This is a genomic window from Streptomyces sp. NBC_01622, from assembly GCF_045209635.1.
GTDB lineage: Bacteria > Actinomycetota > Actinomycetes > Streptomycetales > Streptomycetaceae > Streptomyces.
In genome coordinates this window covers 3,545,422-3,558,701 of record NZ_CP109293.1, presented here as the reverse complement: position 1 = coordinate 3,558,701, position 13,280 = coordinate 3,545,422, and the positions used below count along the sequence as shown (strand labels likewise).

The window sequence follows — 13,280 nt, the reverse complement described above, 5'->3', positions numbered from 1 at the left end:
GGGGCTACAGATGCACCACCGGGCAGGTCAGGGTGCGGGTGATGCCGTCCACTTGCTGGACCTTGGCGACCACCATGCGGCCGAGATCGTCGACCGTGTCGGCCTGGGCGCGCACGATCACGTCGTACGGTCCTGTCACGTCCTCGGCCTGGATCACTCCGGGAATCTTGCTGATCGTCTCGGCGACGGTCGACGCCTTGCCGACCTCCGTCTGGATCAGGATGTACGCCTGTACCACGGAACCTCCAGGGCGGCCACGAGGATCATGTGGGGAAAAGGAACGCCACGGTATCGCGTCGCCGCTCACCACGGGGAGACCCGCGGCGGCCCTGACCCCCGTGCCGGGGCGCAGGCACGACTGAAGTTGACGGTCACCTCGACCGTACCGAGCACACCGACGGCTCGCGACCGGGCGCTGCCGTCACGAGAAGAGGACGAACGATGAAGGGCACCGTCGGTGAGTTGGGGGAGTTCGGGCTCATCAGGGAGCTCACTTCCCGGCTCACCACCACTCCCTCGGTCCGGGTCGGCCCCGGCGACGACGCCGCGGTCGTCGCCGCGCCCGACCGCAGGGTCGTGGCGAGCACCGACATCCTGCTGGAGGGGCGGCACTTCCGCCGCGACTGGTCCACCGCCTACGACGTCGGGCGCAAGGCCGCCGCGCAGAACCTCGCGGACATCGCCGCGATGGGCGCCGTACCGACCGCGCTGCTCCTCGGACTGGTCGTGCCGGCCGAACTCCCGGTCACCTGGCCCATGGAGCTGATGGACGGACTGCGCGACGAGTGCCAGGTCGCGGGCGCCTCGGTGGTCGGCGGCGATGTCGTACGAGGCGACACGATCATGGTGTCGATCACCGCGCTCGGTGATCTGCGCGGCCGGGAGCCGGTCACCCGGGCCGGCGCGCAGCCCGGTGACGTGGTCGCCGTGACCGGCTGGCTGGGCTGGTCCGCGGCCGGGTACGCGGTGCTGTCGCGGGGCTTCCGCTCGCCGCGCGCGTTCGTGGAGGCGCACCGGCGCCCCGAGCCGCCGTACCACGCGGGTCCGGCGGCGGCCGGGCTCGGCGCGACCTCGATGTGCGACGTCAGCGACGGGCTGATCGCCGACCTCGGGCACATCGCCGAGTCGAGCAAGGTCAGGATCGACATCCGGTCCGGTGCGATCGACATCCCGACGCAGATGCACGACATCGGGCAGGCCGTCGGCGTCGACCCCATCCAGTGGGTGCTGACCGGGGGAGAGGATCACGCGATCGTGGCGACCTTCGCACCGGACGTGAAGCTGCCCGCTCGCTGGAAGGTGATCGGCGAGGTCCTCAACCCGTCGGCGCTGCCCCAGGTGACGGTCGACGGGGCGCCGTGGACCAGCAAGGGCGGCTGGGACCACTTCGGGGACATCGAGTCGTGAAACCTCTTGTGCTGACTGTGGCCGGCTCCGACTCCGGTGGAGGGGCCGGAATCCAGGCCGACTTGAAGACCATGCTGGCGCTCGGCGTGCACGGCATGAGCGTCGTCACCGCCGTCACCGCGCAGAACTCCCTCGGTGTGCAAGGCGCTTGGGAACTTCCGGCGGAGGCGGTGCGTGCTCAGTACCGCAGCGTCGTCGACGACATCGGCGTACAGGCCGTGAAGACCGGCATGCTGGCGTCGGCCGAACTCGTCGAGACGGTCGCGGAGTTGCTCGCGGGGACGGACGCCCCGGCGGTCGTCGACCCGGTCGGCATCTCGAAGCACGGGGACTCGCTGCTGGCGGACTCCGCGCTGGACGCCGTACGGACGAAGCTGTTGCCGGTGGCGACCGTGGCGACGCCGAACCTCGACGAGGTGGCGCAGCTCACCGGTGTGCGGGTCGACTCGGAGGAGCGGTTGCGGGAGGCCGCGCAGGCCGTGCTGGCGTACGGACCGCGGTGGGTGCTCATCAAGGGCGGGCATCTGTCCGGCGACGCCGTGGACCTGCTCTCCGACGGCACCGAGGAGCACTGGCTGCGCGCGCCCCGGTACGACAACCGGCACACCCACGGTACGGGCTGCACGCTCGCCTCGGCGATCGCCGCGCACCTCGCGATGGGACGGTCGGTGCCGGAGGCGGTGGCGGCGGCGAAGGAGTACGTCACCGGAGCGATCGCGGCGGGGTTCGCGCTGGGCGGGGGGATCGGGCCGGTGGATCACGGGTGGGCGCTACAGCATGGCGGCCTTTCCTGAAGCGCGGGTTTTCTGACACGGCACGGCAAAAAGCCGGCCCACACGAGGTGGACCGGCTCGATGCAGCGAACCAGCAGTGGCCGCGCGCTCAGCAGTGCGTCAGCGCGAGACCTTGCCGGCCTTGATGCACGAGGTGCAAGCGTTCACGCGCTTCGGCGTCCCGCCGACCACGGTACGAACGCGCTGGATGTTCGGGTTCCAGCGACGCGGCGTACGGCGGTGCGAGTGCGAGATGTTGTTGCCGAAGCCCGGCCCCTTGCCGCAGACGTCGCAGTTGGCAGCCACGGGTCACTCCAAAGACTTCAGATGCACAGATGCACTTACGGATGATCCCGGCATGCCGGGATCAGGATCTAGGATCTGATGTGGCACTGCCAGGGGGGATGGCCCGATCGGGATCGGGCAACCGGAGCAGCATACAACGACTGCGCCGGTGCAACGAAACTACCATGCCTGGTCGAGGGCCTGCTCCGGCCCTCCTCGGGCCCGGACCCTTCCGGGGTCTACGCTGCGTGCCAGTCCAGCAGCTCAAGGAGGCGCAGGTGCCGCAGGTGCCGCAGACATTCTTCGATGCTCTCGCGGTGCGTACCTGGTGCGGTCTCGCGCTGCGCGCGCTGGGGCGTGCGCGCGAGGAGATCGACGCCATCAACGTGTATCCCGTGGCCGACGGGGACACCGGCACCAACCTCTACCTGACCATGGAGTCCACCGTCACGGCCGTCGAGGCGGTGTTCGCCGGACACGGCACCCTGACCGGGCAGAAGCCGCCGCTGGCCGACGCCGCCCGGGCGATGGCCCACGGGGCGCTCATAGGGGCGCGCGGCAACTCCGGGACGATCCTCGCGCAGCTGCTGCGCGGTATGGCCCAGGTGCTCGCCGCCGACGGTGAGACGGCTCACACGGACGGGGAGGGGCTGCGGCTCGCGCTGCGGCACGCGGCCGACTCCGCCCGGCAGGCCGTGGCCCACCCGGTCGAGGGCACGGTCCTCTCGGTCGCCTCGGCGGCGGCCGACGCGGCCGACGACACCGAGGGCGACTGCGGGACGGTGGCACGGGCCGCCTACGACGGGGCGTGCGCGGCACTGGCCGCGACCCCGGGGCAGCTGGCCGTCCTGGAGCGCGCGGGAGTGGTCGACGCGGGTGGACGGGGGCTGGTGGCGGTGCTGGCCGCGCTGGTGGAGACGTTCACACGGGAGGCGCCGGTCTTCGGGGGGTACGCGCGCGTGGAGGCTGTTTCGGCTTCCGGCGCTCCTGGAGTCGACGACGTCCTCCTCTGCGAGGACGACCCGACGGCACCCCAGGAGGGCGGGCCCGCCTACGAGGTGATCTACCTCCTGGAGGCCGAGGACACGGCCGTGACCCGGCTGCGGGACCGGCTCGACGCGCTCGGCGACTCGCTCGTCGTGGTCGGCGGCGACGGCCTGTGGAACGTCCATGTGCACGTCGACGACGCCGGCGCCGCCGTGGAGGCGGGCGTCGAGGCGGGGCGGCCGTACCGCATCCGGATCACCCACTTCGGGCTCGGCGACGTCCACACCACCGGTGCCGAACGGCCGCCCAGGGAGCGCGCCCAGCGGGCCGTCGTCGCCGTCGTCCCGGGCGAGGGCCTGGCGGGGCTCTACGGCGAGGCAGGGGCGACCACCGTGCTCGCGCGCCCGGGGGAGCCGCCCGCCAGCGGGGAGCTGGTCGCGGCCGTGCGGCGGGCACACGCGCGTGAGGTCGTGCTGCTGCCCAACGACGCGGACCTGCGGCACACGGCGGCGGCAGCGGCCGAGCAGGCCCGGGCCGAGGGCATCCGGGTCGCGCTGATCCCGACGCGCTCCGCGGTCCAGGGGATCGCCGCGCTCGCCGTGCACGAACCCGAGCGTCGCTTCGACGAGGACGTCGTCTCCATGACCTCGGCGGCCGGCGCGACCCGCTACGCCGAGGTCGCCGTCGCCGAACGCCAGTCCTGGACCATGGCCGGTATCTGCCAGGCCGGGGACGTCCTGGGCCTCGTCGACGGCGATGTGGCGGTGATCGGCGCCGATGTCACGGCCACCGCCCGGGCCGTCCTGGACCGCATGCTCGCGGCCGGTGGCGAACTCGTCACCCTCGTCCTGGGCGACGAGGCCCCCGAGAGCGTCGCCGACGTCCTGGAGGTCCACGTCCGCGAGTCGTACCTCGCGGTCGACACGGTCGTGTACCGGGGCGGCCGGCAGGGCGCCCTGCTGCTCATCGGCGTCGAGTAGGACCTACTTGTCGGTCTGCTCCTCCATCAGCTGGAGCAGCTGCTCCGCCTCGGCGCGACGGGCCCGTACCGTCTCGTCGCCGTCGTCGGCACCCTCGTAGGCCTTCAGCACGCCACGCGCGCGTGCCGCCGCGTCGGCGGGACGGCTGAGGTCGGCCTCCAGCCAGCCCGCGGCGAGTTCGGCGGCGGTGCGGGTGTGCACGGCGCCGTCCCCGAGGGCGGCGAAGACGGCGACGGCCTCCGCGGTCTGCGTCAGGGCGTCCTCGAACGCGCTTTGGATCGCGGTGTCCTCGGCCTCCTCGGCGACCGAACGGGCCAGCAGCTCGCCGAACTGGCGGTGCGTGTGGCCGAGTTCACCGGTGAGCCGCTGCCGCGCCTCCTCGTCGTCCGTCACCAGCAGGGCCGCCTCGCACTCCTCGATCGCGGCCGACATCAGCTCCCGCGCGCCGTCCAGGCCCTGGTCCGCCGGGTCCGCGCGCAACGCCAGCCAGGCGCGGGCGCGCAGTGAACGCACCATCCCGTGCACGTTCCCCAGGGACCGCCACAGGTCGCCCGCGCGCGTGTACGCCTGGTCCGCCTCGGTGTGCAGTCCCGCGTGCCCCAGGGACTCGGCGGCGAGATGGGCGAGCGTCGCGTGGTCGTGCTGCTCGGGCCAGTGCCGGGCGATCTCGGCCGCCTGCAACCGCCGTTCGGCCGCCGCGCGGTGCTCGCCCAGCTCGCTCAGACAGTCCCCGAGCCACCACTTCGTCTGTACGACCGCGCCGTCGCCGTGCGTCTCGGCACTCAGGTCGGGCAGCGCCGACTCCAGCACCTCCGCGGCCTCGGCCCACCGGCCCTGACGCAGCAGGAACCCGCCCAGCTGGTGCCGCGCCCAGGCGCCGAGCGTCGGGCCCTCGCCCGCCTCGTCGGACCAGTGAGCGGCCTCCAGGGCGTGTTCCGCCGCCTCCTGGGACCGGCCCCGGCCGCCGAGCACCTCGGCGAGCTGCAGGTGCAGCTGCGCCCGCCCAGGCGCCTCCAGGTACGGCCCACCGTGCTCCAGGGCGGCCCGCAGCGCCCGCTCCGCCTCCGCGATGTCCCCGAGGTGATGGGCGAGCCCGGCCGACCGGGCCTCGTACTCCACCGCGAACCACGGCAGCCCCGCGTCCACGAAAGCCGCCGAGGCCTTCGCGAACAGCCGCCCGGCCGTCTCCAAGTCCCCTGTCTGCACCGCGAGTTCGGCCAGCATCGCCTGCCCCTCGGCACCCCGGGCGGCCAGCCGGACATCGTCCCCGGTGTGTCCGTCGACCAGGGCGAGCACCTCCCGGACGGCGGCCTCGGCGGCGGCCCGCACCTCGCCGTCGGGGGAGTCGCCCGAGGGATCCTCGTGCACGCCCCGCATCAGGACGCGCGCCCGGCTCATCAGCACGCCCGCCGTCTGCCGTACGCCCGTGGCGCCCTCGGCGTACAGGGCGAGCACCCCGTCGTACGGCTCGGCGATCGCCGCGAGGGCCTCGTCGACCTCGCCCGTGAGAGCCCGTACGTACGTCCCACGCGCGCGTGCCGCCCACGCCTCCCCGGGGTCGCCCGCCTCGGCGTACAGTTCGGCGGCGCGCTCGAAGAGGGCGATGCCCTCGGGGCCCTGGTCCATCGCCTGGTGGTCGGCGATCTCGGCGCGGTCGAGGGCTGCAAGCTCGACGCCCTCGGCGGCCCGGGCGACGGCCAACCAGGCCTCCACGGCGTGCGGTTGCAGCGTGTCCGACAGTCGCCGTGCCTCCGCGAGCAGCGCGGAGAGGTCCTTCGCCGGGGCCGGTTCGGGGGCGGGGACGGTCACCGGTGCCGTGGCCGGCCGTCCCGCCGAACGCACTCCCAGGGGCAGCCGTTCCACCAGGGGACGCTGATCCATGCGCGCGCGTGCCCGGTCGCCGACGTGGGTCGTACCGTTGCGCTCGTCGAAGCGGGCGGCCAGCGCGACGGTCTCCACGCGCGCGTGGACGGCGAGTGCACGGGCCGTCCAGGGCCGGCCGCCCGGTCCCGGCACCCGCTGGTCGCCGAGCCCCAGCTCCGTCAGCCGGTCCATCAGCAGCGTCACCACGGACAGGAACTCCAGCCCGCTGCGCGGGTTCCCGGAGTCCGTGAAGTACGCCGGACGCTCCGCCAGCAGCTCCAGACCGCGCGCCTCGTTGCCGCTCAGCGCGCAGAACTCGACGTGGTCCGCGTACGCGCCTCGCATGCTCTCCATGGGCCGTACGAGCCGGAAGCCCCGCAGGTGATGGGCGCGTGCCTCGTCGGCCCGCCCCAGGCGCAGCAGCGGGGCCAGGGAGGACGCGAGGACGGTGTGCGGTTCGTGGGCGCAGGTGAACTCGCCCTCCAGGACCGGACCCCACAGGTCGAGGGCCTCGGCGTCCCGCCCCCGCTCGGCCTGCCACTCGCCCTGGCTGTGCAGCTCGCACGCGTGGCAGTCGGCCATGGTGTCCCGGTCGGCGGCCAGCCACGCCGTGTACGCCCGCTCGGCCCGCGCCAGGTCCCCGACGTGCGAGGCGACGCTGAACTCGGCGCTGCGGACGGCCCGTTCGGAGTGCCCGGCCAGCCGGTAGCGGTGCTCCATCTCGGCGAGCCACTTCTCGATCGACGCGAGCGGGATGTGCGGCTGGCCGAGCATCCCGGACGACATCCACTTGAAGACCCAGTGCAGCGAGTGGATCTCGTACTCGTCGAAGTCCTCGGGCCGTTCGTCCCACATGCGCAGCAGGCGCGCGAAGGGGACGAACATCTTGTCCTTCTCGGAGCTGTAGTTGTAGACCTTCAGCTGGTGCCCGAGCGCCTCGATCACCGCGAGCGGGATGTCCAACTTCTCGGCCTCGGCGAGCAGTTGCTCCGCGCGGGCGTTGCGGGCCGGTCCCTCCGGCTCCTCGGAGTTCTCGGCCATCGCCCGGCGCAGCGCGTCGAAGTCCGTGATCCCTGTCATCAGTGGTCGCCCTCCCCGTGTGTGGCCCACTCCAGGAGGCCGATGAACGCCCGGTTCAGCAGTGCCGAGTCGGCGGGGCGCAGTGGTCGCTGCGCCATCAGGAGTGCCTGCCCGTAGAGCGACTCCGTTGCCGTCCCGATCAGGTCTCTGTCCTTGAGCGAACTGATCCGCCGGATCAGCGGGTTGAGATGGTTCAGCACCAGACGCGCGCGGGGCGCGCTGCCCCGCAGCGACCCCAGGATGCCCGCCCACAGGTCGTCGGCCTGCTCCTCGGCCTCCGCGCGGGCCTGCTCGTGTCGGGCCGAGCGGTCGTCCAGGTGCAGCGCGGGCACCGACAGCGGATGGAACGCCCGTAGGGCCACATCGCAGCCCAGGGGGTCCAGTTTGGCCCGCGCGGCGGCCAGGAAGTCCGCCAGCGCCAGCTCCTCGGCCGGGTCGACCGAGTCCAGGTGCGCGGTGACGGTGTCCGAGTCCAGCTCGGCGACCACCGTCCCCGGGCGCACCGACGGCAGCGCCTCGACCAGCTCGCCGTCGTAGGTGTAGCCGCCGTTGATCACCCCGATGCCCTGCGCGGACGCTATCGGGGCGACCTGCCGGTACTCCTCGACCGTCCGCGTGAAGTGCACCACCGGGTGCCGCTGTGCGAACTCCTCCAGGGAGACCCGTCCGTCGGTCGTCTCGAAGGGGAGCCACGGCAGCATCGTGCGCAGCATCTCCGGGTCGTGCCGCGCCAGGGACTTCACCCCCAGGTGATGCACCGACAGGAACGCGGCCAGCCGCTCCGGATCACCCGCCGCGAGCCCGGTCAGCCAGGAGCGAATCCTTTCCCCCAGCGCCTCCCGTACGGCGGCCAGCGTCTCGTCCTCGTACAGCGACTCGCGCGAGGCCGTGGGCCGCAGACTGTCCGTGTCCAGCACACAGCGCACGAAGAACGCCCAGTCGGGCAGCAGTTGTTCGGCCCGCTCGGTCAGCAGCATGCCCTTGAGATGCACCCGGTGCGTGGCACGCTGCGCCGGGCTCACCGCCGACGGCAGCACATAGGCGACCCCGCGGATCCCGGCGAGCGGCACGGACAGTTCGATCGAGTCCAACGGCGTGAACCCGAACAGCTCGTGACAGTGCCGGGCCAGCGCCACCCTGCGGCCACCGGGACTCGGGTACTGCCGGTCCCAGGGCGCGGGCAGATCGGTGATCGCCTCACCGTCCACCCGCACGTCGTACGGCAGCAGCGCCCCGAAGTCCCGCGCCAGCGCGAGCACCCGCTCCTTGGTGAGCCACTCGCCGGCCCCGGCGCGCGCCACCAGATGGACAGTGGTGCCCGGTTCGGGATGCTCGGCGGCGGGCAGCGTCCGCACGGTGTACGACCCGTCGTCCGTCGCCGTCCACTCCACGGGCGGCGCGTCGGGCGTACGGGCGCTGCGGCTGACGACCCGGATCCGCTCGGCGACCACGAAACAGGCGAGCAGCCCTATGCCGAACTGCCCGAGGAACTCCGAGCGGGCCTCCTGGAGTCCGTCGGCGCGCTTGGAGCTACGGCCGATCGTCGCGAGGAGGTTGTGCACGTCCGCCTCGGTGAGCCCGACGCCGGAGTCCTCGACGCGCAGGGTGTCGCCCTCGGCGTACAACCGCACCAGGGCAGGGGCGTCGGGCTGCTCGGCCCGGCGCGCGGTGATCGCGTCCACGGCGTTCTGCAGCAGCTCGCGCAGATAGACCTTGGGGCTTGAGTAGAGGTGATGGGAGAGCAGGTCCACCAGACCGCGCAGGTCGACCTGGAACGTGTGAGGTGACTGGGATGCCTGTGATGACTGTGAGGTCTGGGAGTCCATCGTCGCAGCGCCGAGGTGGGGGAAGGTGCGAACGGCGCGAGGGTCGGGCGGTCCCTGTGAGGCGGTGACCGCGGGGGATGGCCGGAGCGCGCCATCCTAGAGCCGGAACGAGCCGCCTGACCAGGGGTTTCGCGAGACGTATACGGCAATGTCAGTGGCGTGGTGTGCAATGGATCTCGTGCCCGCACTGGAAGAACCACTGAAAAAGGTGCTCGGCCCCGCCACCGCGAAGGTGATGGCCGAGCATCTCGGCCTGCACACCGTGGGCGACCTCCTGCACCACTACCCGCGCAGATACGAGGAGCGCGGCCAGCTCACGCACCTGGCCGAGCTGCCGATGGACGAGCACGTCACCGTGGTCGCCCAGGTCGCCGACGCCCGTCTGCACACCTTCGCGTCCAGCAAGGCCCCGCGGGGCAAGGGCCAGCGACTCGAAGTCACGATCACGGACGGCAGCGGCCGGCTCCAACTCGTCTTCTTCGGCTCGGGAGTTCACAAACCCCACAAGGAACTCCTGCCGGGCACCCGCGCGATGTTCGCCGGCAAGGTCTCCGTTTTCAACCGCCGACTGCAACTCGCGCACCCGGCATACGAGTTGCTCAAGGGCGACGCCGAGGAGACGGTCGAGACCTGGGCAGGCACCCTGATCCCCATCTACCCCGCCACCGCCAAACTGGAGTCCTGGAAGATCGGCAAGGCGCTCCAGACAGCCCTGCCCAGCGCCCAGGAGGCCGTCGACCCCCTCCCGGACTCCCTCCGCGAGGGCCGCGGCCTGGTCTCCCTCCCGGAAGCCCTCCTCAAGATCCACCGCCCGCACACCAAGGCGGACATCGCCGCCGCCCGCGACCGCCTCAAGTGGGACGAGGCCTTCGTCCTCCAGGTCGCCCTGGCCCGCCGCCGCCACACCGACGCGCAACTCCCCGCCGTAGCCCGCAAACCGTCCCCCGACGGCCTCCTGACCGCCTTCGACGACCGCCTTCCGTTCACCCTCACGGACGGGCAGTTGAAGGTGTCCAGGGAGATCTTCGACGACCTGGCGACCGAGCATCCGATGCATCGGTTGCTGCAGGGGGAGGTGGGTTCGGGCAAGGCGCAGCCGCTCGACTCGCTCGTGCTCACGCCTGCCGGGTTCCGTCGTATGGGCGATCTGAAGGTGGGGGACGAAATTGTCGTGCCGGACGGGGAGATCGCGCTGATCGACGGGGTCTTCCCCCAGGGAGAGCGCGAGGTCTGGCGCTTGGTCCTCTCCGACGGAAGCCAGGTGGAGTGCGACGACGAGCATCTTTGGATCGTCGGCACGAGCTGCGGATGGCACCGAGGACAAGCTCCCAAAGTCATGACGACCAGGGAGATCCGCCTGGACACGTTCGAGGCCGACGGATCTTCGAAGTGGTATCTCCCGGCAGCGGCTCCGGTCGACCTCGGAGGCGACTGCGGACTGCCTCTTGATCCCTACCTCTTCGGTCTTCTCCTGGGAGACGGCTCATTCCGGCACAACCTGCGTTTTTCCACGATCGACGACGAGATTCGTGATGCCGTGGCGACAGCTGTGGCCCCGGAGTGCCAAGTGGTCCCGGTGAAGGGTCCTGGCTGCGACTTCACCATTCAGCTCGTCCAACGGGCCGGAGGCGTCCGCAATCCCGTGATCCAGACCCTGCGCGGATTGAGTCTCTGGGGTGTCGCATCGCACGGCAAGTTCGTTCCCGACCAGTTCAAGAACACATCGATCAAGAACCGCCTGGCTCTGCTTCAAGGGCTGATGGACACGGACGGCACCGTCCACGGGGACGGCTTGAGCATCTCGTTCTGTTCTGCCTCGCTCGCACTGGCCAACGACGTTGCCTGGCTGGTGCGTTCACTCGGCGGGCGAGCGCGCGTCCTGCCGAAGAAGGCGGCCTTCAACGTCTCCGTGGCCCTGCCTGATGAACACGCCCCGTTCAGGATCGCCCGCAAGGCGGAACGGGTGAGGAGCAGGCCGAAATACAACACGTTCCGCCGTGGAATCCGGGCAGTTGAGTACGTGGGACGCAAGCCCGTCCAGTGCATCAGCGTCGCGCACCCCAGCCGCGCCTACGTCACCGACAACTTCACAGTGACCCACAACACCATGGTCGCCCTCCGAGCCATGCTCGCCGTCGTCGACGCCGGCGGACAGGCCGCGATGCTCGCGCCCACCGAAGTGCTCGCGCAGCAGCATCACCGTTCCATCACCGAGATGATGGGGGAGCTGGCCGAGGGCGGGATGCTGGGCGGGGCCGAGCGGGCCACGAAGGTCACGCTGCTCACCGGGTCGATGGGGACGGCGGCCCGCAGGCAGGCACTCCTGGACCTCGTCACCGGCGAGGCCGGGATCGTGATCGGCACGCACGCGCTGATCGAGGACAAGGTCCAGTTCCACGACCTGGGCCTGGTCGTGGTCGACGAACAGCACCGCTTCGGCGTCGAACAGCGCGACGCCCTGCGCGGCAAGGGCAAACAACCCCCGCACCTCCTCGTCATGACCGCCACCCCCATCCCGCGCACGGTCGCCATGACGGTCTTCGGCGACCTGGAGACCTCGGTTCTCGACCAGCTCCCGGCCGGCCGCTCACCCATCGCCAGCCATGTCGTCCCCGCCGCCGACAAACCCCACTTCCTGGCCCGCGCCTGGGAGCGGGTGCGCGAAGAGGTGGGCAACGGCCATCAGGCGTACGTGGTCTGCCCGCGCATCGGCGACGAGGAGGACGACCCCAAGAAGGCCGCCAAGAAGAAGTCCGCCGAGGACGAGGCCGAGAAGCGCCCGCCGCTCGCCGTCCTCGACGTCGCCGCCCAGCTGGCCAAGGGCCCTCTTCAGGGCCTGAAGATCGAGGTGCTGCACGGCCGTATGCACCCGGACGACAAGGACGCCGTGATGCGCCGCTTCGCCGCCGGGGACACCGACGTCCTGGTCGCCACCACGGTCATCGAGGTCGGCGTCAACGTGCCCAACGCCACGGCGATGGTGATCATGGACGCGGACCGCTTCGGGGTCTCCCAACTCCACCAGTTGCGCGGCCGAGTCGGCCGTGGTTCCGCGGCCGGCCTCTGCCTCCTGGTCACCGAGATGCCGGAGGCGAGCCCGGCCCGCCAGCGCCTCAACTCCGTCGCGTCCACACTCGACGGCTTCGAGCTCTCCCGCATCGACCTCGAACAGCGCAGAGAGGGCGATGTGCTGGGACAGGCCCAGTCCGGCGCCCGTACCTCCCTGCGGGTGCTGTCCGTCATCGAGGACGAGGAGGTCATCGCGGAGGCGAGGGAGGAGGCGACGGCGGTGGTGGCGACCGATCCAGAACTGGAGCACCTCCCAGGCCTGCGCACAGCACTGGACGCCCTACTGGACGAGGAGAGAGAGCAGTACTTGGAAAAGGGCTAGCGGTGATACCCCAGGGGCGCGGGGAACTGCGCGGCCAGCCACACTGATATCTGAAGACGCCCACAAGCAAGGACCCAAGATGACCCGCGTGATCGCCGGCACAGCCGGCGGACGTCGACTCGCCGTGCCGCCGGGCACCGGCACCCGCCCCACCTCCGACCGCGCACGCGAGGGCCTCTTCTCCACCTGGCAGTCGCTCCTCGGCGCCCCCCTGAACGGCGAACGGGTCCTGGACCTCTACGCGGGCTCAGGAGCCGTAGGACTGGAGGCCCTGTCCCGAGGAGCCGGCCACACCCTCCTCGTCGAGGCCGACGCCAAGGCGGCCCGGATCGTCAGGGAGAACATCAAGAACGTTGGCCTTCCCGGCGCCGAGGTCAGGGCGGGCAAGGCCGAACAGGTCGTCCAGATGCCGGCGCCGACAGAGCCGTACGACATCGTCTTTCTCGATCCGCCATATGTTGTCCCAGATTACGATCTTCGGGAGATTCTCCTCACACTCCGGTCTGGGGGCTGGCTCGCGCCGGACGCTCTCGTCACCGTGGAGCGCAGCACCAGGGGCGGTGAATTCGGGTGGCCGGACGGTTTCGAGGGGATCCGGGCCCGTCGTTACGGCGAGGGGACCTTTTGGTACGGTCGCGCCGCCTCTACGTGCGAAGACGCACGATGACCGGACCGGAGAGCGAGGGAA

9 protein-coding genes are annotated in these 13,280 nt (G+C 71.3%); 5 read left to right on the top strand and 4 right to left on the bottom strand.

The window, feature by feature from the left end:
- Positions 1-4: 4 nt before the first annotated feature.
- Positions 5-238 (bottom strand): Lrp/AsnC family transcriptional regulator, encoded by a 234-nt coding sequence (locus OH768_RS15755; protein WP_003997603.1) that lies wholly within the window; start codon positions 236-238, stop codon positions 5-7.
- 203 nt (positions 239-441) lie between these two features.
- On the opposite strand from OH768_RS15755, the gene OH768_RS15750 reads away from it, so the two are divergent.
- A complete protein-coding gene (locus OH768_RS15750; protein WP_019068733.1) occupies positions 442-1,407 on the top strand; it encodes a thiamine-phosphate kinase in 966 nt (321 codons plus the stop codon).
- Positions 1,404-2,201, top strand: coding sequence for a bifunctional hydroxymethylpyrimidine kinase/phosphomethylpyrimidine kinase (gene thiD / locus OH768_RS15745; RefSeq protein ID WP_406454091.1), 798 nt, complete (start codon positions 1,404-1,406; stop codon positions 2,199-2,201). The genes OH768_RS15750 and thiD overlap by 4 nt, the downstream gene beginning before the upstream one ends.
- Before the next feature lie 99 nt (positions 2,202-2,300).
- Here the strand turns inward: thiD and rpmB are convergent, their stop codons facing one another.
- Complete coding sequence (gene rpmB, locus OH768_RS15740) at positions 2,301-2,486, bottom strand: 50S ribosomal protein L28 (RefSeq protein WP_004924906.1); 186 nt, start codon at positions 2,484-2,486, stop codon at positions 2,301-2,303.
- Positions 2,487-2,743: 257 nt separating this feature from the next.
- On the opposite strand from rpmB, the gene OH768_RS15735 reads away from it, so the two are divergent.
- On the top strand, positions 2,744-4,432 hold the full coding sequence (locus OH768_RS15735; protein WP_406465285.1) for a DAK2 domain-containing protein: 1,689 nt from the start codon (positions 2,744-2,746) through the stop codon (positions 4,430-4,432).
- Between the two features lie 3 nt (positions 4,433-4,435).
- Here the strand turns inward: OH768_RS15735 and OH768_RS15730 are convergent, their stop codons facing one another.
- Positions 4,436-7,375 (bottom strand): tetratricopeptide repeat protein, encoded by a 2,940-nt coding sequence (locus tag OH768_RS15730; protein WP_406454089.1) that lies wholly within the window; start codon positions 7,373-7,375, stop codon positions 4,436-4,438.
- On the bottom strand, positions 7,375-9,201 hold the full coding sequence (locus tag OH768_RS15725; RefSeq protein WP_406454087.1) for an HSP90 family protein: 1,827 nt from the start codon (positions 9,199-9,201) through the stop codon (positions 7,375-7,377). The genes OH768_RS15730 and OH768_RS15725 overlap by 1 nt, the downstream gene beginning before the upstream one ends.
- 169 nt (positions 9,202-9,370) lie before the next feature.
- On the opposite strand from OH768_RS15725, the gene OH768_RS15720 reads away from it, so the two are divergent.
- Both OH768_RS15720 and rsmD read left to right on the top strand, forming a co-directional pair.
- Entirely contained in the window at positions 9,371-12,592 is a 3,222-nt protein-coding gene (locus OH768_RS15720; protein WP_406454085.1) for a helicase-related protein, read from the top strand.
- A gap of 79 nt (positions 12,593-12,671) precedes the next feature.
- Positions 12,672-13,259, top strand: coding sequence for a 16S rRNA (guanine(966)-N(2))-methyltransferase RsmD (gene rsmD, locus OH768_RS15715; RefSeq protein WP_406454083.1), 588 nt, complete (start codon positions 12,672-12,674; stop codon positions 13,257-13,259).
- The last annotated feature ends 21 nt before the right edge of the window (positions 13,260-13,280 follow it).